Origin of the sequence: Nocardioides jensenii JCM 1364 = NBRC 14755, from assembly GCF_001552535.1 — a bacterium.
In the GTDB taxonomy this organism is placed as follows: Bacteria; Actinomycetota; Actinomycetes; order Propionibacteriales; family Nocardioidaceae; genus Nocardioides; species Nocardioides jensenii.
On the sequence record NZ_BCRJ01000058.1, the window covers coordinates 47,539 to 66,154 of the forward strand.

20 protein-coding genes are annotated in these 18,616 nt (G+C 69.9%); 6 read left to right on the plus strand and 14 right to left on the minus strand.

All coding sequences use genetic code 11. From position 1 onward, the window contains the following. Positions 1 to 55: 55 nt before the first annotated feature. Complete coding sequence (locus NJ4_RS13315; RefSeq protein ID WP_067435770.1) at positions 56 to 409, plus strand: YciI family protein; 354 nt, start codon at positions 56 to 58, stop codon at positions 407 to 409. Here the strand turns inward: NJ4_RS13315 and NJ4_RS13320 are convergent, their stop codons facing one another. Then, positions 410 to 694, minus strand: a complete 285-nt coding sequence (locus NJ4_RS13320) for a DUF1905 domain-containing protein (RefSeq protein ID WP_067435773.1) — start codon at positions 692 to 694, stop codon at positions 410 to 412. It lies immediately after the preceding gene. Between the two features lie 58 nt (positions 695 to 752). On the opposite strand from NJ4_RS13320, the gene NJ4_RS13325 reads away from it, so the two are divergent. Further along, positions 753 to 1,175, plus strand: a complete 423-nt coding sequence (locus NJ4_RS13325) for a nuclear transport factor 2 family protein (RefSeq protein ID WP_067435775.1) — start codon at positions 753 to 755, stop codon at positions 1,173 to 1,175. Positions 1,176 to 1,231: 56 nt separating this feature from the next. On the opposite strand, the gene NJ4_RS13330 is transcribed toward NJ4_RS13325, so the two are convergent. From NJ4_RS13330 to NJ4_RS13360, 7 genes are all read right to left on the minus strand, one after another. After that, positions 1,232 to 1,981, minus strand: coding sequence for a ZIP family metal transporter (locus tag NJ4_RS13330; RefSeq protein WP_067435778.1), 750 nt, complete (start codon positions 1,979 to 1,981; stop codon positions 1,232 to 1,234). Positions 1,982 to 2,034: 53 nt separating this feature from the next. Further along, positions 2,035 to 4,101 carry a vWA domain-containing protein gene (locus NJ4_RS13335; RefSeq protein ID WP_067435781.1) on the minus strand — a complete coding sequence of 689 codons (2,067 nt, stop codon included), beginning with the start codon at positions 4,099 to 4,101 and terminating at the stop codon, positions 2,035 to 2,037. Beyond that, on the minus strand, positions 4,098 to 5,489 hold the full coding sequence (locus NJ4_RS13340; protein WP_067435784.1) for a MoxR family ATPase: 1,392 nt from the start codon (positions 5,487 to 5,489) through the stop codon (positions 4,098 to 4,100). Before NJ4_RS13340 ends, NJ4_RS13335 begins: the two co-directional genes overlap by 4 nt. 49 nt (positions 5,490 to 5,538) lie before the next feature. Further along, positions 5,539 to 8,391: an AfsR/SARP family transcriptional regulator gene (locus NJ4_RS13345; RefSeq protein WP_067435788.1), complete on the minus strand. Its 2,853-nt coding sequence runs from the start codon at positions 8,389 to 8,391 to the stop codon at positions 5,539 to 5,541. Between the two features lie 256 nt (positions 8,392 to 8,647). Beyond that, a complete protein-coding gene (locus tag NJ4_RS13350) occupies positions 8,648 to 9,136 on the minus strand; it encodes a GNAT family N-acetyltransferase (RefSeq protein WP_067435790.1) in 489 nt (162 codons plus the stop codon). Further along, positions 9,133 to 9,666: a DinB family protein gene (locus NJ4_RS13355; protein WP_067435863.1), complete on the minus strand. Its 534-nt coding sequence runs from the start codon at positions 9,664 to 9,666 to the stop codon at positions 9,133 to 9,135. The genes NJ4_RS13350 and NJ4_RS13355 overlap by 4 nt, the downstream gene beginning before the upstream one ends. 63 nt (positions 9,667 to 9,729) lie before the next feature. Next, positions 9,730 to 10,464 (minus strand): VOC family protein, encoded by a 735-nt coding sequence (locus NJ4_RS13360; protein ID WP_067435792.1) that lies wholly within the window; start codon positions 10,462 to 10,464, stop codon positions 9,730 to 9,732. 17 nt (positions 10,465 to 10,481) lie between these two features. On the opposite strand from NJ4_RS13360, the gene NJ4_RS13365 reads away from it, so the two are divergent. Further along, positions 10,482 to 10,862, plus strand: coding sequence for a YchJ family protein (locus NJ4_RS13365; protein WP_067435794.1), 381 nt, complete (start codon positions 10,482 to 10,484; stop codon positions 10,860 to 10,862). 18 nt (positions 10,863 to 10,880) lie between these two features. Here the strand turns inward: NJ4_RS13365 and NJ4_RS13370 are convergent, their stop codons facing one another. Both NJ4_RS13370 and NJ4_RS13375 read right to left on the minus strand, forming a co-directional pair. Next, positions 10,881 to 11,504, minus strand: coding sequence for a YigZ family protein (locus tag NJ4_RS13370; RefSeq protein ID WP_067435866.1), 624 nt, complete (start codon positions 11,502 to 11,504; stop codon positions 10,881 to 10,883). Next, on the minus strand, positions 11,501 to 12,283 hold the full coding sequence (locus NJ4_RS13375; protein ID WP_067435796.1) for a sulfite exporter TauE/SafE family protein: 783 nt from the start codon (positions 12,281 to 12,283) through the stop codon (positions 11,501 to 11,503). Before NJ4_RS13375 ends, NJ4_RS13370 begins: the two co-directional genes overlap by 4 nt. Before the next feature lie 145 nt (positions 12,284 to 12,428). Between NJ4_RS13375 and NJ4_RS13380 the strand changes: the two genes are divergently transcribed. Together NJ4_RS13380 and NJ4_RS25200 are read left to right on the plus strand one after the other, a co-directional pair. Beyond that, positions 12,429 to 13,049, plus strand: coding sequence for a TasA family protein (locus tag NJ4_RS13380; RefSeq protein ID WP_067435798.1), 621 nt, complete (start codon positions 12,429 to 12,431; stop codon positions 13,047 to 13,049). Positions 13,050 to 13,116: 67 nt separating this feature from the next. After that, positions 13,117 to 14,043 carry a signal peptidase I gene (locus NJ4_RS25200; RefSeq protein ID WP_082748546.1) on the plus strand — a complete coding sequence of 309 codons (927 nt, stop codon included), beginning with the start codon at positions 13,117 to 13,119 and terminating at the stop codon, positions 14,041 to 14,043. Positions 14,044 to 14,051: 8 nt separating this feature from the next. Here the strand turns inward: NJ4_RS25200 and NJ4_RS13390 are convergent, their stop codons facing one another. Beyond that, entirely contained in the window at positions 14,052 to 14,765 is a 714-nt protein-coding gene (locus NJ4_RS13390) for a response regulator transcription factor (RefSeq protein ID WP_157551123.1), read from the minus strand. Between the two features lie 106 nt (positions 14,766 to 14,871). Here NJ4_RS13390 and NJ4_RS13395 point away from each other — a divergent pair, with 106 nt between their 5' ends. Further along, complete coding sequence (locus NJ4_RS13395; protein ID WP_067435800.1) at positions 14,872 to 15,333, plus strand: hypothetical protein; 462 nt, start codon at positions 14,872 to 14,874, stop codon at positions 15,331 to 15,333. Between the two features lie 19 nt (positions 15,334 to 15,352). On the opposite strand, the gene NJ4_RS13400 is transcribed toward NJ4_RS13395, so the two are convergent. From NJ4_RS13400 to NJ4_RS13410, 3 genes are all read right to left on the minus strand, one after another. Continuing rightward, complete coding sequence (locus NJ4_RS13400; RefSeq protein ID WP_067435803.1) at positions 15,353 to 15,883, minus strand: hypothetical protein; 531 nt, start codon at positions 15,881 to 15,883, stop codon at positions 15,353 to 15,355. A gap of 105 nt (positions 15,884 to 15,988) precedes the next feature. Then, entirely contained in the window at positions 15,989 to 17,059 is a 1,071-nt protein-coding gene (locus tag NJ4_RS13405) for an SGNH/GDSL hydrolase family protein (protein ID WP_067435806.1), read from the minus strand. 116 nt (positions 17,060 to 17,175) lie between these two features. Then, entirely contained in the window at positions 17,176 to 18,573 is a 1,398-nt protein-coding gene (locus tag NJ4_RS13410; RefSeq protein ID WP_067435809.1) for a cystathionine beta-synthase, read from the minus strand. Between the last annotated feature and the right edge of the window lie 43 nt (positions 18,574 to 18,616).

Sequence of the window (18,616 nt, forward strand, 5' to 3'; positions counted from 1 at the left end):
GTCCGTCATTGAGGTGGAGGCGGGCACCGGGTCCGCCACGACTCCAGGAGCAGACATGGCCCAGTACCTCATCTACTTCAACCAGCAGTGGGTCGGCGACCACCCCGAGGAGTGGTTCGAAGGCCGCGTGAAGCCCTCGATGGCGGTCTACCGCGAGATGCAGGAGGCCGGCGTGGTCGTCTTCGCCGGCGGCCTCGAGGAGGACGCCCCGATCTACCACGCCGACGACACCAGCGGCCCGCTGGCGGTCACCGACGGCCCCTACGTCGAGACCACCGAGTTCCTGGGCGGGTTGACCATCATCGACGTGCCCGACGACGAGACCGCGAAGATGTGGGCGGGCAAGGTCGCCGTGGGCTGCGGCTGGCCACAGGAGGTGCGCAGGTTCGGGGCGATCCCCGAGGTCTGATCAGGCGTCGATCGACAACCGCACGTCGACGGTGTCGCCGAGCACCACCCGCTCCGCCCGGCGTACAGCATCCTTGACCGGCAGGAACCACGTGCCCTCGCGGGGAAACATGGACGTCGTGAAGTCGGTGCGCCCGATCGTGGCGACCACCGGGACCACGCCCCAATAGGCCACTGCGGCCTTCACGTCGTCGACCACCTCGGCAGCCTCTTCTGGGAGCACCACGAAATGGAAGGGAGCCGGCCCGCGCCACTCGACCACCGGCCCGGTGAACTCGATCTCCATCGCGTCAGGATACGCAGGCCGGCTGCGCTGCGACGGGCCATCTGGCAGGCTGACGTGCATGAGCACTCCCGCCGAAATCGGCCTGGCCCGCTGGCACGAGCTCGTCGAGACCCGCGACCCGAGTGGCCTGCGCGACCTGATCGCCGACGATGCCGTCTTCCGCTCGCCCGCCGTGCACGCACCACAGGAGGGTCGCGACCTGGTCCACCTCTATCTGGCCGGCGCGGTCACCATCCTCGGCCCCGAGCTGCAGTACGTCGACGAGTGGACTCGCGAGAGAGAGGCCATCCTCGAGTTCCACACGGTCGTCGACGGGCTCGAGGTCTCCGGGATCGACCGCATCACCTGGAACGACGACGGTCTGATCACCGACTTCACCGTGATGATCCGCCCGGTCAAGGCGCTGCAGGCGGTGATCACCCGGATGGGCGAGGAGCTCAGCCGGCTCGCCGATGCAGCCCGCGACGACACGGACGGCTGAACCCGGAGACCTTCGACGGAGACCTTCTCGACGCACGGAGGCAGGACGCAGTCAGATCACGCGCGTTCGATCACGAACGCGGTGATGAAGCCGAGCGTGGCGATCAGTCCGGCGTACAGGTGGGTGCGCTCGAACGCCTCCGGGATCATCGTGTCGGCCACCATCGCCAGGATCGCGCCGGCCGCGACGGCGGTGATCACGGCGATCGCCTCCGGGGCCGCCCCGTCGAGCAGGAGCGCTCCGAGCAGACCGGCCGCCCCGCTGGCCACCGCGATGCCGATCCACACGCCGAAGACGTAGCGGGCACTTCGCCCGTTGGCCTTCATGCCGGCTGAGCTGGACAGGCCCTCGGGCACGTTGGAGATGAAGATCGCGGCCAACACCGGGAGCGCCACCCCACCGCCACCGAGGAGCGAGACACCGAGCACCACCGACTCGGGGACGCCGTCGAGCAGCGCGCCGACCGCGATCGCCGTACCACTGCCTGTCTGCTCCTCCTCGGAGGACTGGAGTTCACCAGAGCGCTTGCGGTGCCGGGCTCCCCGGCGGGCCAGCGCGATGTTCGCCGCGACGTAGACCACCGCTCCGCCGAGGAAGCCGGCCACGGTCGGCCAGAGCCCGCCGATCTGCTCAGCCTCATCGACCAGGTCGAACGACAACGCCGAGATCAGGACGCCGGCACCGAAGGCCATCACCGAGGCGACGACAGAGCGCGGCACGCGCACGAACCACGCCACGCAGGCGCCCAGCACCAGGGCCCCACCGGCCAGCAGCCCCCAGAGGCCGGCCTCGATCCACACCGTCATGGCTGCCACTCAACCAGACGGCGGACCCATCGCGAGGCAGGACTGGTGACGGGTCACTCGTCGACCCAGAATCCGCGGCCGCCCCACCCTCCGAAGCCACCGCCGAACCCACCACCTGACCGGTCGCGCGGACCGCGCGAGCCCAGGTAGGAACCCACGACGGCCGCCCCGAGGTCGTCGAGCTCGGGCGCCACCACGCGGCCGTCGACACGCTTGGCCATGGAGTCGATGAAGCGGGCCAGGCCGGGGTCGTCCCCGAGACGGAAGAACGTGGTCTGCGCGCCCAGGCGTCCGGCGTTGTCGAGCTCGCGCACGGAGTAGGCGATCGTCAACGGGTGCGGCGGATAGTCGAAGTAGACCTCGCCGTTCGGCTCCAGGTGCGAGGTCGGCTCGCCGTCGGTGACGATCAACAGCACCGGCTGTGCGTTGGGGTGCTTGCGGAAGTGCCGGTTGGCCAGCAGCAGCGCATGGTGCAGGTTCGTGCCCTTCTGCCAGAAGGCGTCGAGGGCGGTGAGCTGCTCGATCTCCATCACCTCGGCATGCCGTCCGAAGCCGATCAGCTGCAGGTGGTCGCCACGGAACCGGCTCCTGACCAGGGTGTGAAGGGCGAGGGCGGTGCGCTTCATCGGCACCCATCGTCCGTCCATCGCCATCGAGAACGACGTGTCGACCAGGAGCGCCACCGCCGCCTGGGTGCGAGCCTCGGTCTCGGTCACCTCGACGTCGCCGATCTCGAGGCGAACCTCAGGACGGGCGCTCGTGCCGCGCTCCTCAACCATCGAGGACGCGGTACGGCGTACGGCGTTGAGCACGGTCCGCGGGATGTCCCAGGGCTCGGTGTCGCCGAAGGCCCATTCGCGGGTAGCTCCACTGCGCTCCCCCGCCGCGCCGGCGTGGCGCAGGTCGCGGGCACCCTGTCGACCGGAGAGACGAGTGGCGACGTCCTTGAGCAGTGCCTTGCCGAGCTGCCGCATCGCCTTGGGCGAGAGACGGTACTGACCCGAGGAGTCCTTCTTCAGATAGCCGGTGTCACGCAACGCCTTCTCGAGCTCGGCGAGGGTGCGGGCGTCGACGGCGGCCTGGTCTCCGAGCTGGCGGGCCAGCTTGTCAAGGTCGACATCATCCATCCGGGCGCCGGCGTACGACTGGGCGAGCTGGTCGGCCAGGTCATCGAGGTCGGCCAGGTCCTGCAGGGCGCCGGTTCCGTCGCCCAGCCCCAGCCCCTGGTCGCCGTCGAACTGCTCGGAGCCACCCCAGTCCTCGCCGGGCCGGGCAGCCTGCAGGTTGGCGTCCAGCCGGCTGAGCTGCTCGGTGAGCTGCGGCGATCCGAACGCCTGCTCGGAGAGCTGCATCAGCTCCTCACGCTGCTCGGGTGTCATCGAGTTGAGCATCCGCTGCGCCGCGGCCGAACGCTGGGCCAGGGCGTCGAGCAGCTCGTCGATGTCCTGCGGGTTCTCGGGAAAGAACTCCCCGTGCTTGGCCATGAACTCGTCGAAGTCCTCGGGGGTGTCCTCGTCGCGGGCATGCTTCTCGAGAAGTCCGTTGAGGTCCTCGAGCATCTCGTTGATGCGCTCGCGGTCCTCGTCGGTCGCCCCCTCCATCGCCTGCTTCATGCCGGCGAAGCGCTGGTCGAGGAGCTCGCGACCGAGCAGGTCCTTGATCTTCTCGTAGTCCGCGCGGGCCTCCGATGAGGCCCAGTCGTACGACGACAGCTCGCTGACGGCCGCAGCGGTGGAGGGCACCAGGTTCTCCAGCTGCATCTCGCGGAATGACCGGTCGTCGTCGTCCATCCCGATGTCTCGCGCCAGCTGCTTGCGCTCCTCGAGGACCGCCCTGTCGAGCAGCTCCCGCACCTCCTGCAGGGTGCCGTCCAGGTTGTGCCGCTGCAGCAGCTCACGGCGCTTCTCCTGCACGCGTCGGGCCAGGTCGTCGAGCCCGGCCTGGTCCCGGCCTCCGCGGCGCAGGAACTCCTGCATGGCCCGCTCGGGCGAGTAACCGGCCATCACGTCCTCACCGATGGCGTCGAGTGCCTCGGCCAGGTCGACCGGTGGCGCGAGCGGGTCCGGCCCGCCCGCGTAGCGCGAGTAGCGCGAACGGTGACGATCCGGGCGACGGGTCATCCGTAGACCGTCTCCCCGTCGTCGCCGACGTCCTTGGCGACCTTGCGGGCCAGGTAGAGGCCCTCGAGCGCGAGCTCGATCGCACTCGCCCGCTCACCGTCGTTGGTGGCGCCGAAGCGTTTCTCGACCGTGTCGTAGAACTCCGACTCCCCCAGCGGCGGGAGCGCCTCGAGCAGCTCACGGGCGGTGACCTGCTCGCCGGTGGTGATCGGAGCCCCCTGCTCGATGGCGTTGATCAGCACGGCGAAGTCGATGCCGCGGAAGCGGCCTCGCACCGTCTCGGCGACCGCGGTGCGCAGCAGGTGCTGGAGGATCTCGTGCTCGCGGCCCTCCTCGCCGGTCTCGAACTCGATCTTGCCGCCCAGCACGTCGACGGCGGTCTCGAGGTCGACCACGCGCGCCACGGCGTGCTCCTCGCCGCGCACGGTGGCCCGGTGCAGTGCGGCGGCGGCGATGGTCTCCGCGCCCGCGATGGCGAAACGGGCGCTGACGCCGGAGCGCTGGTCGACCGCGTTGGACTCGCGCAGCGCGCGGGTGAAGCGGGCGAGAACCTCGACCAGGTGGTCGGGGACGGTGGCGGTGAGGTGGGACTCCTGACGGATCACGGCCACCTCGGCTTCCAGCTCGACCGGGTAGTGGGTGCGGATCTCGGCACCGAACCGATCCTTGAGCGGGGTGATGATGCGCCCACGGTTCGTGTAGTCCTCGGGGTTGGCCGAGGCCATCACCAGCACGTCGAGGGGCAGCCGCAGGACGTAGCCGCGCACCTGGATGTCGCGCTCCTCCATCACGTTGAGCATTGCGACCTGGATGCGCTCGGCCAGGTCGGGCAGCTCGTTGATGGCCACGATTCCTCTGTGGCTGCGCGGGATCAGGCCGAAGTGAATGGTCTCGGGGTCACCCAACGAGCGCCCCTCGGCGACCTTCATCGGGTCGACGTCTCCGATCAGGTCGGCCACCGACGTGTCCGGGGTGGCCAGCTTCTCGGCGTACCGCTCGTCGCGGTGTCGCCAGGCCACCGGCAGGTCGTCGCCCAGCTCGGCCGCGCGGCGGATCGAGGCCGGGGTGATCGGCGCGTAGGGGTGCTCGCCCAGCTCGGACCCGTCAATGACGGGAGTCCACTCGTCGAACAGGCCCACCATCGTGCGCAGGATCCGGGTCTTGCCCTGCCCGCGTTCGCCGAGCAGTACGACGTCGTGCCCGGCGATCAACGCGCGTTCGAGCTGAGGGATCACCGTGGCCTCGAACCCGTGCAGTCCGGGCCACGGGTCACGTCCTTCGGCGAGTGCGCTGAGCAGGTTGTCGCGGATCTCCTGGCGCACTTCCTTGAACTCGTGTCCGGAAGCGCGCAGGGCGCCGAGCGTGGAGATGTCAGGTGCCTGGGTCACGCCCCCACGCTAGCGCCGGCGGGCAACTCGGTTCCCAGGTGCGCGCAGATCAGCGGATCGAGGTCGGCCAGACCTGACCGCTGACGCGCTGCGCCGGGACGATCGGCGTACGCCCCAGGTCGTCGAGCAGCGCGATGACGGGTGCCGGATCGAAGTTCATCCAGCCGGGGGCACCGTCGATCACCCGGAGGGCGCTCCCCCAGGTCTCCAACGCGTCGCGATGCCATCCGGCGTCGCGCTGCACGGTGCCCAGCGTGGTCAGCAGCAGGACCTCTCCCTGGACGTTGCCCAACGACCGGTGGATGTCGATCGCCTCGACCAAGGTCTTGCTCGCCTCGGGAAACGCGCCACGGAACGCCTGCACCATCGCCAACGTGTCGAGGCCGTTGGCCTCCCCGAGCAGATTGCCGTGGCGACGGTAGCCAGCCACCGCCTCCTCGGCATACCGGATCGCCACGTCGAGTCGCCCTTCCATGGCGTGCGCCCAGGCCAGGTTGTTCAGGGTGGCGGTGTCGCGCTCGCCGTCTCCGTCGCGGACGCGCATGTCCAGGGCGGTCTCCAGCAGCGAGATCCCCTCAGCCATGCGCGTACTCGTGACCAGGTTCATGCCGATCCTGGACAGCGCGAAGATCTCGCCCTCGAGGTCGTCGGCCCGCACCATCTGCGCGTGGGCCCGCTCGTAGGCGCCGTGAGCCTCGTCGAGCCGCCCGGACCGATTCAGTGCGCCGCCCAACTGGGCCTCGGCGAGACCGATCATGCGGGGGTCACCGTCGAGCTCGGCCGCGCGGACGTGGGTCCGACACACGGCGATCTGTCCGGCATTGTCCCGGAGCAACGTGAGCCGCTCGCACAAGCTGGGTGCCAGCTCTGCGACGAGCCTGTGCGCCCCGGACTCGACGGCATCGGCGATCAGCACGGACAGGCTGCGGTGGTGGGCCGACAACCATTCGTACGCCGCCCTCGGGGTCTCGAACTCCTGCGGGGTCATCCCGGGTGCCGGGTCCCGCAGCTCGAGGTTGATGCGTGCCGGCTGGAGAGCGTCGCGTGCGTTGCGCGCGCTGTGGACGTACCAGCTCTGCAACCGCTCGACACCGTCGACCTTCTCGCGTGCAGCGGTCGCCTCCTCCAGCCGGCTGAGCGCATAGAGGCGGGTGAGGTCGTGGATCTGGTGCCAGCCCGGCCATCCGACGCTGAGCAGGCTGCTGTCGGTCAGCCGGTCCAGCAGCCCGGCGGCCTCGCGTTCGTCGACCCCGGCCAACGCCGCCGCACCGGGCGCGCTGACGAATCCGCATCTCTGCAGGCCCAGGAGACGGAACATCCGCGCAGCGGGCTCGTCGAGCTGCTTGTAGGACCAGTCGTGCACGGCTCGGATGCTGGTCTCCTCTCCCGCGCTGAGCAGGTCGAGCCGGGACCGCTCGTCACGCAGCTGCTCGTTGAGCTGCGTCACGGCGTAGGCATGGTCACGACCGGCCCGCTCGGCGGCCACCGCCAGCGCGAGCGGCAGGTGACCACACAGTCCGGCCAGCTCGGTGAGGTCAGCGGTCTCTGCCTCCCGGCCGAATCGGCTCCTCAGGAGTGCCACCGCCTCCTGGTCGCTCATCGCCCCCAGCATCAGGCGTGGAACCCCCTCACGGGCGGTCAGCCCTCGAAGCTGGCTCCGGCTGGTGATCACGACGGTGGCGCCGTTGCCGGGAAGCAGCGGCCTGAGCTGAGCGCTGTCGCGAGCGTCGTCGAGCACCAGGAGCACCCGACGCTCAGTGGTCTCGGTGCGCAACAGCGCCGAGCGGTCGGCGATGCCCTCGGGGACGCGATGGCCCGCCACGCCCAGCCCACGGAGCAGCTCGGCCAACGCTTCGGCATGCGTCAGTGGGGGCCCGGCACCGTTGCCCCCGAGATTCACGAACAACTGCCCGTCGGGAAAGCGTGACTCGTTGCGTCGCGCCCAGTTCAACACCAGGGAGGTCTTGCCCACGCCGCCCGGTCCGGTCACGGCCGCGATTCCCGGAGGCGCCACGTCGAGCACCTCAGTGGGCTCGACCGGGGTCGTCCTCGCGGCGAGCAGCGTGTCCAGGGCCGCGGTCTCCGCAACCCGCCCGATGAACCGGGCCACCTGCATCGGCAGCTGACGGGGGGTGGGCCCGCCGCCGGTCGAGGCGTCGTCGTACTCCTGGGACTGCAACGGCTCGCGCAGCAACACCTGATGCATCTGCTGCAGCTCGGCGCTCGGGTCGGTGCCGAGCTCCTCGCTCAACAGCTGACGGAGGTCGTCGTACCTCTCGAGCGCCTCGGCGCGGCGGCCCGAGCCGTGCAGGGCGCGCAGCTGGAGCAACCACAGCGACTCGCGCAGCGGATGTTGCTCGACCAGGGCACGGAGCTCCCCCAGCCAACGGGCCTGCCGACCCGTCGCGAGGTCGAGGTCGACGAGCCGTTCGAGGGCGAGCAGTCTCTGCTCCACGAGCCGGGGCAGCTCGTGCCGCTCGATCCAGTCCGAGAGCTGCTCTCCGAACGGTTCGGCCACCCACAGTCCGAGGGCCTGGCGCAGGCGGTGCTCCTCGTGTGTCGAGCCCTCCCCGGCTACCGGATCGAGCGCATCGAGGAAGCGGAGCACGTCAACCGCATCGCGCGGCACCTGCAGGGTGTAGCCGGAGGATCCCGTGGTGATGAGGTCGTGGCCGACGACGGAGCGCAGTCGGGCCACACAGGTGTGCAGGCTGCCGCTGAGGCGCTGTGGGGGCGGATCCCCCCAGATGCCCCTGCCCAGGGTCTCGGCCGAGACGGCCCGTCCCGGGCTCAGGGCGAGCAGCGCGAGAAGGGCACGCAACCGGCGACCGGGCAGAGCGAGGTCGACGCCGTCGCGAAGCACCCGGACCCGCCCGAACATCCGGATGTCGATCTGACTCATCTCGCCCCCGAGTGCGCTCGGCTGTGGGGAGAGCCCCACCGCTCCGACCTCGACGGTAGCCCCGATCGGTGCCGAGGGCCACCGCCTTGTCGGCCTGGCCGCGTCTCGCGCACCCTTCGTGGTGGTGGTCCAACGTGCCGGGGTGACACTCGTGATCCGCCCCCGCCCGGGCTGGTTGCCGGACGACCTGCTGCCGATGCTGTTGATGCGACTGCCCGCCTGAGCCAGGTCGCTCGGGCAGGCCGCGGTCAGGACGTCAGGACGTCAGGTCCAGGAACATCACGTGCAGGCCGACGTACCCGTGACTCCTCGAGTGGAACGCCCCGGGCACGGTGCCGATGATCTCGAAACCGAGGTCGCTCCACAGGTTGACCGCGGCGATGTTGCTCTCGACCACGGCATTGAACTGGATGCCGCGGAAGCCGAGCCGACGGTGCCAGGTGATCACGTGCTCCCCCAGCTGGCGGCCCACGCCATGACCGCGCGCCGCGTCACTGACCATGAAGCTGGCCGTCCCGATGTGAGCGCCCCCAGACGGGCGGTTGGGGCCCATCTTCGCGGTGCCGAGGATCCGCCCTTCCTCCTCGAGGACGACGGTGCGTCCGGGAGGCGGCTCCAACCAGAGCGCGCGCCCCTGGTCGGAGGTCAGGTCGGTGGGGTAGGCGTAGGTGTCGCCTTCATGGACGACCGCCTCGAGGATCGGCCAGATCTCAGCCCAGTCCTCGGCTGTGGCCTCACGGATCATTCGCCGGTCGCGCCGTCGATCGACTGCCGGATCAGGTCGGCATGGCCGTTGTGGCGGGCATACTCCTCGATCATGTGCGTGATGATCCAACGCAGGCTGAACTGGACGCCGCGCCTGCTGCTCGCCCGGGCGGAGAGGGTGTCGAGCCCGCCGTCGGCCAGAGCCCGGTCGATCAGCTCGTCGGACTCGGCGATGTGGCCGTCGAGCAACGCACGGAGCTGCTCGGGGGTGTCGTCGCGGGCGGTGTGCCACTCCCAGTCGGAGTCGGCGTCCCAGTCGACGCTGGCCCACGGCTCGGCGTACTCGGCGCCGTGCAGCACACAGGAGAACCACCAGTGCTCGTTGAAGGCGACGTGCTTGACCATGCCGCCCAGCGTCATGTCCGAGGGAGCCAGCGGCTGGTTGAGCTGTTCCTGCGTGAGGCCGTCGGTCTTCCTCAGCAGGGTCGCGCGGTGGTAGTCGAGGAAACCGCGCAGCGTGGCCGCTTCGTCGGCGGCCAGGGGCGGGTCGACGCGTTCGATCGAGGTCATGGCCTCACCGTAGCGGCGTCGCCCCACGACGGACACCGCCTTTTCGGTGCGCTCCCAGGGCGATCAGCGGGCCGGAGAACGATCGGTGATGCAGTACGACGACCCGGCGGGATCGCGCAGCACCGTCCACCCCGGATGCTCGGCCAGCAGCTGGGCACCGAGTCCGGCATGGCGGCGCACCTCGGCAGCTCGGTCGTCGCTGGCCAGGTCGAAGTGCGCCCGGACCTCGCCGGACCTCTCACCCAGCCGCTGGAGCAGCAGCCGCAGCGGGATGCTGCCCGGACGCTCCAACGCCGTGAACTCGTCGTCCTCGGGCAGCGGATCGAGCGGCCAACCGGTGAGCGCCTCCCAGAACGCGCACTCCCGGTCGTAGGCCGACGCCGGAATGTCGAGGCAGACCTGGTCGACGACGCTGGCCGTGCCGTCCGGCCAGACCGCGGGCGCCGCACGGCCTGAGCACGGGTGCTCGACGAAGCAGAACACGAACCCACCCGGGGACCGCAGCACCACGTAGCCGTGGTCGGCCACCGTGGTCGCGCCGAGCGCCTCAGCCACGCCGGCGGCGGCGCGTGCGTCACTCACGTGCAGGTCGAGGTGGAGGCCGGCGGCGCCGTCACCGAGCCGCTGCGCCCGCAGGTGGGAGTCACCCGTCGCTGGCACGAGCGTGGCGAACTCGTTGCGCGCGCCGCGTGGCGCCGAGACCCGGTAGCCGGTGACCTCGCTCCAGAACATCACGCCCGACTCGTAGGACGACCACGGCAGGTCGAGGAACGCTGAGATCCAGAACGGTGAGCCCATGCCGCTACGGTACGAGCATGTTCGGTGTCGAGGTGTGCCTGTGCGGTTCCGGCTCGTCGTACGACGGATGCTGTGGCCGGTTGCACCGCGGATCAGAGCAGGCCGAGACCGCGGAGGAGCTGATGCGCTCGCGGTACGTCGCCTACGCGGTCGGCGACCTCGACTACGTCTTCCGCACCTGGCATCCCCGCACCCGACCGGCGGACCCGAGGCCGCAGCCAGGCACCACCTGGACCGGCCTCGAGATCGTGGATGTCGTGGCCGGTGGACCCGCCGACTCCTCCGGCATCGTTGAGTTCCGCGCGCACTTCCGCACGCCGGCCGGCGACGACGTGCTCCACGAGCGCAGCACCTTCGAGCGTCGCGCCGGTCGCTGGTTCTACCTGACCGCTGACTGAGCTGCCTCAGGACCCGCCCTACTGCCAGCGGGAGCCGACCTCGACGGGCTCGGACGCACCTCCGGTCAACTCGGCGACCTGGGCGACGAAGGCGTCCGACGACCCGGCAGGCACGCCGAGCAGCAGCGTCACCGAAGCGCCGTACGCGACGTCGAGCACAGCGATGCCGCGCGAGCGCAGCTCTGTCTCGAGGCGTCCGGCGTCCGCATGACCGACGACCAGTGAGTGCTCGATGACCAAGCAGCGTTGTCGAGTGCCCACCTCATCGAGGGCCGCGCGCACCGCGTCGCCGTACGCCCGCACCAGCCCGCCCGCGCCCAGGAGCACGCCACCGAACCAGCGGGTCACGACCACCGCCACGTCGGAGACCTCGCGTCCGCGCAGCACCTCCAGCATCGGTGCGCCAGCGGTGCCGGCCGGTTCGCCGTCGTCGGAGGACCGCTGCACGTCTCCGGTCGGACCGAGCACGAACGCCGAGCAGTGGTGCCGCGCATCCCAGTGCTGCTTGCGGGCACGCTCCACCACCGCGCGCGCGGCCGCCTCGTCGGCAACCCGCTCGACCTCGCACAGGAACCGCGATCGCCTGACCTCGATCTCCGCGCTGCCGTTGCGCGCGACGGTCAGGTAGGAGGAGGCGCTCACGACCACACCCCGAGCACGTCGCCGCCGATCTTGATGATGAAGGCGGAGACCACGACCACGAAGAAGGCCCGCACGAACCCGGCGCCCTTGGCGACCGCGACGCGCGCCCCGAGGTAGCCGCCCACGAGATTGGCCAGGCCCATCAACAGCCCGATCTTCCACATCACCGCGCCCTGGGGGATGAAGATCACCAGGGAGGCCACATTGGTCGCCCAGTTGGCCAGCTTCGCCTTCGCTGAGGCCTCGAGGAAGTTGTAGCCGAGCAGCCCGACCAGCGTGAACACGAAGAACGAGCCCGTGCCCGGGCCGAGGGCGCCGTCGTAGAAGCCGATCGCCAACCCGGTCAGTGCGGCCAGGATCGTGTGCCGGTGCCCGGCGAAACGCAGCTCGGTCAGCTCACCGACGTCGGGCTTGAACAACACATAGGCACCCACCAGCACCAGGACGACGAGGATGATCGGGTTGAACGCCGACTTCGGGATCATCGTGGCCAGCAGCGCGCCGCCCAGGGCGCCGGCGAACGCACACGCCATCAGCGGCAGAAACGTCTTCGGGTCCGGCCTGATCCGGCGATAGAACGTGGCCGAGCTGACTGTCGTACCGCACACGGAGGCCAGCTTGTTGGTGGCCAGCATCTGCACCGGCGCGGCACCGGGCAGGCCGATCACCAGGGCCGGGAGCTGAATCAGGCCTCCCCCACCGACCACCGCGTCGACGAAGCCCGCCGCGAGTGCCGCCAGCACCAGGAGACTGATCACAGTCACGCTGGGCTCGGGCACCCGGCCACCCTAGAGCCTGGGCTCCTTGCGGATCTCTTGAGGATTCCCTGAAGGCGGGCCGCGCCTCGGCTTGAGTTCCGGACGGCAGTGTTCTGGTTGTCAAGAAAACGACCAGCGGGGCTGGTCCTTCCAGAAGGAACACACCATGCGCAGCAACAAGTCCGGCCGCAAGAACTCCGTCAAGCTCCTCGCCTCCGCCGCCCTCGTGGTCGCGGCCGCCGGAGTTGCCGGGCTCGGCACCTACGGCTCGTTCACCTCCAGCACCGCGGCCAGCACCAACGTCGGCTCCGGCACCGTCAAGCTCGACATGTCGAACCAGGCCACCCGCGGGCTCGACGTCGCGGTCACCAACATGGTGCCCGCCGACACCGCCCAGCGCGCCGTCCAGCTGACCCGCTCAGCCACCTCCGAGGCGTTCGGTGCCCTGACCCTGAAGACCACGATGACCACCGACAACCTGCTCAAGACCGGCGCGGACGGCCTCAAGCTGCAGATCGACGCCTGCTCGTCGCCGTGGACGAAGGCTGCCACGACGAACGACCTGACCTGCACCGGCACCACGACCTCGGTCCTCGCAGCCGGCTCGGCCCTGCAGACCAACGTCGCGCTGCCGCAGGCCCTCACCGACCTGAACGGCGCCGCCAAGGTCTCCAACCTGCGGATCCAGCTGTCGCTCCCGCTGGCCGCCGACAACACCTACCAGACCCTGAGCAACGCGGTGAACTTCGAGTTCACCGCCACCCAGCGCGCCGGCGAGGCCCGCTGACCCGGGTGATCCACCCCTGACCAGCCCCCTCAGCACCCGACCGGACCACGACGACCAGGAGACGACCATGACCTTCCAGCGACTGCGCACCGCACTCGCCCGGCTGGCCGGCTTCGCGCTCACCGTGGTCCTGGTCGGGTGCCTGGCGGTCTTCGGGTTGATCGCCCTGGGCCCGCACGTCTTCGGCTACCGGACGGCCACGATGCTGACCGGCAGCATGGATCCGGGCATCACGCCCGGCGACGTGGTCCTCTCCGTCCCGCAGCCGGCCTCCGAGGTCGAGGTCGGTGACGTGATCAGCTACCACATCCCGGTCGAGGACCACCGGGTCGAGACGCACCGGGTGGTCGAGGTGATCCACAACGAGAACGGCACCGTCGCCGTTCGCACCCAGGGCGACGCGAACGAGGCTCCGGATCCGTGGACGGCCACGCTCGACGGCGACACGGTCTGGGAGATGAAGACCGTCGTGCCCTGGATCGGCAACGGCATCCGCGCCCTGCGCACCCCGTTCGTGCAGGGGAAGATCTTCTGGGCCGCGCTCGGCCTGATGCTCCTGGTCGGCCTCAGCATGATCTGGAGCCGAGACGACGAGGACGACGCACACGTTCCCACCGACGCACACGTTCCCACCGAGGAGAGCCCAGAGCCCCGCCGGGCGGCGTACGCCGATGCGCTGGCCAGTCTGTCGGAGGAGCTCGACGACGAGTATGCCCTCGTCTTCGCCGGCCAGTGGAGCGACCTGCTACCCCGACGAGTCGAGCGGGTGGACGTCACGGTGAGCTCCCGCGAGGTCTCGGACGCCCTGGACGCCGTGCTCAGCCTGAAGGTCTCCTCGGTCACCGTCGGGGCCTGCGACCTGGCTGATGCTGCGGCCCTCATCGAGGCAGCCGTGCGCGACGAGGACTGGGCCCTGGCCGACACCGTGGTGTCCCGGATCCCGGACCTGGCCGACCGCAGTCGCGCCGACCTCACCGCCTGCCTGGCCGCGTGATCCCGGGCTCAGCCCGCCGGCTCCATGCGGTAGCCGACTCCGCGCACGGTCCGGATGAGGCGCCTGCCCTGGGTCTCGCCGAGCTTCCTGCGCAGGTTGCCGACGTGGACCTCCACCAGATGGGTGTCACCGGCCCACTCGTTGCCCCACACCGTGCGCAGCAGCGTCTCCCGGCTCCACACCCGGGCCGGCCTGCGGACCAGCTCGGCCAGCAGGTCGAACTCGATGCGGGTCAGGTCGCGCTCCTCGTCGCCGACCCACACCTGGCGGGCGTCGACGTCGACCTTGACCGCCCCGTGGTGCAGAACCTCATGTGCCTCGGCTGGCGCCGGGCTGGTCGGGCCGGACGGACTCGTGCGGCGCGGCCGCCTGAAGAGCGCGTTGACCCGCGCCTTCAGCTCACGGGGACTGAACGGCTTGACCAGGAAGTCGTCGGCACCGGTCTCGAGACCGATCAACCGGTCGATCTCGTCCTCCCGGGCGGTGATCATCACGATGTAGGCGTCGCTGAACTCGCGGATCCGGCGACAGGCCTCGATCCCGTCGAAGCCGGGCAGCCCCAGGTCGAGCGTGACCAGGTCGGGGTCGAGCTCGCGCACCCGGTCGACACCGGACGGGCCGTCAGCGGCCGTGGCGACGATCAGGCCCTGACTGGACAAGGTGTGCTCGATCAGCCCACGGATGTCCTCGTCGTCCTCGATCACCAACGCAGTGCGCTCCATGCCCCGATCATGCCACCGACTTGAGGAAACCTTGAGCCACGCACCCGGTGCCCTTGAACCTGTTCGACCAGACTGGACTCACACCCCCTCACAGACACTTGGACCGATGACCCGAAGCGACCTGATCCGACGCGGCGCCACTGTGCTGGCCCTGGTCGCGTGCCTGCTCTCGGTGGCCGCGATGGCACAGGCCAAGTTCAGCGCCACGTCCTCACGCGGACTCGCCGTCGGCACCGCCACGATGGTCGCGCCGACCGGCGCGACCGGCAGCTACACCTGCCGGATCGGGTTCTTGACCGAGGGCATCACGTTCACCATCGGCTCGTTCACCGACAACGGTCCGGGCCGTACGTCGTACCGCTTCAGGGTCAGCAGTGGCAGCACCGTGCAGGGGTCGACGAGCTCGACCACCACGTCCGGCGCGGTGTCCTCTGCGATGGTCGGCGTGGACGTCGGGGCGACCACCTGGACCCTGTCGATCCAGACCGAGCTGTCCAACTGGACCAGCCCGGTCTGGACGAAGTCGGTCACCTGTCCGTTCCACGGCACGGCAACCGGCACGTTCTGAGCGACTCAGCGACCGGGCCTCACAGGCCTCGGCACTGGTTCTCCTTGTTGCCCTCGACCCGGTTGTTGCCACCGACAGGGCGCGGCTTGTTGGACTTGCACTGCAGGTTGCCGTCGACGACGTTGCCCCGCACGGTGAACCGTCCGCGGTTGGAGAACAGCTGGATGTCACCGTTGACTCGTGCCCGCGCGATGACGCCGCCGTTCGTGCCGGCCTTGAGCTGGATGTTGCCGTCGACTCGTGACGGGACGCCGGAACGCACCCGCACGACCACGCGCTTGGCGTGACCGGCCTGGATGTTGCCGCCGACCTTCACTCCGCTGGCCACGAGCCGAGCGTTGCGGTAGACCTTCACGTCGCCGTCGACACGGGTGCCGTTCAGCGAGCAGGTGGCACCCCTCGGGACGATCACGTTGCCGTCGATGTAGCGGGCACCGATCGCACCACGGCAGACCCGGTCGTCGCCGGCCTGCGCGGCCGGTGCCGAGATGCCCACGAAGGTGGTAGCCAAGGTGATCGGGAGGGCGGCAAGAGCGAGCATGCGCTTCATGGGAAGGCCTTTCGTCGAGGAGTTGAATTGCCCTGATCCTCGAGGCGGGCGGTGAGCCGGTCATGAGACGAACCTGAGAGGGTTCTCACCCGCTTCGGCTCGGACTCAGCCGCCCAGCCGCACCTTCACCACCGGGGTGCGCACCCCGCGACTGAGTCGACCCTTGAACGGAACCAGCCACACCTGGTAGGTGCCGTTGCGCAGCCCGGGCGTGGTGGAGGTGTGCCGGCGACGTCCGTTGAAGGTGCCCCACACCTTGGTCGCACCGTTGGGCATCCGGAGCACCAGCTGGGCGTTGTAGCGGAACCGGGTCGGGTCCCAGGCCACCCGGATCTGGTGCCCCAGCGCTCTCACGTTGATCCGCGCCCGCGGGTTCCACCTGACCACTCGGTAGACCATCGGCTGTTCGGGCAGCACCCCGATCCTGTGGAACGCCTGGGCCACACGGTGCGCGATCAGCGTCTCGCCCGTGGCGTTGGGGTGCGTGCCGTCGACCGTGTGCCTGGCCGGGTCGAACGCCAGACCGGCACCCGACTGGGTCCGGGCGAAGGTGACCAGGGGGTCGTCGGCGAACTGGGCCCGGTTGAGCGCGTTCAGGCGCACGCCGGTCCGGTCGCCCGTCATCCCGAGTCGCTTCAGGACGTCGTTGAGGATGATCCGCGTCGCGGGCGCCACCTCGTGAACGGTCTCGACGTACCGCTTCGTCTCCGCGGCCACCTTGTCCGCCGAGTCGCCGGCCTTCAGGTCGTTCCGGCCCAGGTGCACGACGAGCACGTCGGGCTCGTACACCCGCAACCACCCGGCGATCCGGGCCTGCTGACTGATTCGCGTGGCATGGTCGGACTCGGGCCGGTTGACGAAGGCACCGTTCCAGGCCGCGTGGTCACGGTCGAAGGCCGGGTCCAGATAGTGCCCGGACACCTCACCGGCACCGTCGTAGACGTGCCGGAAGGGCCCGACGAAGTCGACCGGCACCTGCTGGCGACGGAACTCCTGCCAGAGCCGGTAGCGCCAGGAGTACATCCCGGAGTTGCTGTGGGTGATGGAGTCGCCGACCAGCATCACCCGGAGCGGGTCGCTGGGCTCGTCGTCGGCCCGGGCGGGGGTGCCCATCGCCAGCGCCGACAGGACAACGGCGAACGCGACGACCGCGCGCACGACACCGTGCTTCATCATGACTCCCCCGACAGATCGATACGTCCGTGCGCAAGGAGACCACGCGCACGATCGCACCGTGGACGAACGCGGAATTTTCCACCGATCGGGTCGGGCCCACCACCCGATCGGTGGGTTCAGGCCTTCGCGAGGAACGCCAGCAGGTCCTGGCGGGTGAGCACGCCGACCGGCTTGCCGTCCTCCTGGACCAGCAACGCGTCGGCGTGCTCGAGCAGCGCCACCGAGTCGCGGGCCGCCTCGGTCGAGCCGATGGCCGGCAGTGCGGGCGACATGTGCTGCTCGACGGTGTCGGTGAGCTTCGCGTCGCCGGCGAAGAGCGCGTCGAGCAGGGTGCGCTCGGAGACGGACCCGGCCACCTCGGCAGCCACGATCGGCGGCTCGGCACGCACCACGGGCATCTGCGAGACGCCGTACTCCTGGAGGATGTGCACCGCCTCGGCGATGGTCTCGTTGGGGTGGGTGTGCACCAGGTCGGGCAGCCGGCCGGACTTGCCGCGCAGCACCTCGCCGACGGTTCGACGGTCGGCGTCCTCGGAGCCCGATGCGAAGCCGTACTGGCCGAGCCACTCGTCGTTGAACACCTTGGTCAGGTAGCCGCGGCCGGAGTCGGGCAGCAGGACCACGATCACCGCGTCGGTGCGACCCTCGGCAGCCAGTTCGGCGGCCAGCTGCTTGGCGGCGAACGCGGCCATGCCCGACGAGCCGCCGACCAGCAGTGCCTCTTCACGGGCCAGCCGCCGGGTGAAGGCGAAGGAGTCGGCGTCGGAGACTTCGATGATGCGGTCGGCGATGTCACGGTCGTAGGTCTCGGGCCAGAAGTCCTCGCCCACGCCCTCGACCAGGTAGGGGCGGCCGGAGCCGCCGGAGTAGACCGAGCCGGCCGGGTCGGCGCCGACCACCTGCACTGCCGGGTTCTGCTCCTTCAAGTAGCGGCCGATGCCGCTGATCGTGCCGCCGGTGCCGACGCCCGCGACGAAGTGGGTGATCCTGCCCTCGGTCTGCTTCCAGATCTCCGGGCCGGTGGTCTCGTAGTGGGAGCGGGGGTTGTGCGGGTTGGAGTACTGGTCCGGCTTCCACGCCCCCGGCTGGGAGGCCAGCTTGTCGGAGACGTTGTAGTAGGAGTCGGGGTGCTCCGGTGCGACCGCGGTCGGGCAGACGACCACCTCGGCGCCGTACGCCTTGAGCACGTTGCGCTTGTCCTCACTGACCTTGTCGGGGCACACGAAGATGCACTTGTAGCCCTTCGCCTGCGCCACCATCGCCAGCCCGACACCGGTGTTCCCCGAGGTCGGCTCGACGATCGTGCCGCCGGGCTTCAGCTCGCCGGAGGCCTCGGCCGCCTCGATCATGCGCGTCGCGATGCGGTCCTTCACCGACCCGCCGGGGTTGAGGTATTCGACCTTGGCCAGCAGGAGAGGTCCCCCATCGGTCGACGGATCCAGGTCCAGCGAGCGGGAGAGCCTCAGCAGCGGGGTGTTGCCGATGAGGTCAAGGAGTGAGTTCACGTAGTCCACGGGCTCAGGCTAGCCGCCGACCAGTCCGGCCCGGCAACTACCG

Bases quoted from the DNA above. Each gene is read 5' to 3' on its own strand.
- NJ4_RS13315 (WP_067435770.1), top strand. From the start codon at position 56: ATGGCCCAGTACCTCATCTACTTCAACCAGCAGTGGGTCGGCGACCAC.
- NJ4_RS13320 (WP_067435773.1), bottom strand. From the start codon at position 694: ATGGAGATCGAGTTCACCGGGCCGGTGGTCGAGTGGCGCGGGCCGGCT.
- NJ4_RS13325 (WP_067435775.1), top strand. From the start codon at position 753: ATGAGCACTCCCGCCGAAATCGGCCTGGCCCGCTGGCACGAGCTCGTC.
- NJ4_RS13330 (WP_067435778.1), bottom strand. From the start codon at position 1,981: ATGACGGTGTGGATCGAGGCCGGCCTCTGGGGGCTGCTGGCCGGTGGG.
- NJ4_RS13335 (WP_067435781.1), bottom strand. From the start codon at position 4,101: ATGACCCGTCGCCCGGATCGTCACCGTTCGCGCTACTCGCGCTACGCG.
- NJ4_RS13345 (WP_067435788.1), bottom strand. From the start codon at position 8,391: ATGAGTCAGATCGACATCCGGATGTTCGGGCGGGTCCGGGTGCTTCGC.
- NJ4_RS13350 (WP_067435790.1), bottom strand. From the start codon at position 9,136: ATGATCCGTGAGGCCACAGCCGAGGACTGGGCTGAGATCTGGCCGATC.
- NJ4_RS13355 (WP_067435863.1), bottom strand. From the start codon at position 9,666: ATGACCTCGATCGAACGCGTCGACCCGCCCCTGGCCGCCGACGAAGCG.
- NJ4_RS13360 (WP_067435792.1), bottom strand. From the start codon at position 10,464: ATGGGCTCACCGTTCTGGATCTCAGCGTTCCTCGACCTGCCGTGGTCG.
- NJ4_RS13365 (WP_067435794.1), top strand. From the start codon at position 10,482: ATGTTCGGTGTCGAGGTGTGCCTGTGCGGTTCCGGCTCGTCGTACGAC.
- NJ4_RS13380 (WP_067435798.1), top strand. From the start codon at position 12,429: ATGCGCAGCAACAAGTCCGGCCGCAAGAACTCCGTCAAGCTCCTCGCC.
- NJ4_RS25200 (WP_082748546.1), top strand. From the start codon at position 13,117: ATGACCTTCCAGCGACTGCGCACCGCACTCGCCCGGCTGGCCGGCTTC.
- NJ4_RS13390 (WP_157551123.1), bottom strand. From the start codon at position 14,765: ATGGAGCGCACTGCGTTGGTGATCGAGGACGACGAGGACATCCGTGGG.
- NJ4_RS13395 (WP_067435800.1), top strand. From the start codon at position 14,872: ATGACCCGAAGCGACCTGATCCGACGCGGCGCCACTGTGCTGGCCCTG.
- NJ4_RS13400 (WP_067435803.1), bottom strand. From the start codon at position 15,883: ATGAAGCGCATGCTCGCTCTTGCCGCCCTCCCGATCACCTTGGCTACC.
- NJ4_RS13405 (WP_067435806.1), bottom strand. From the start codon at position 17,059: ATGATGAAGCACGGTGTCGTGCGCGCGGTCGTCGCGTTCGCCGTTGTC.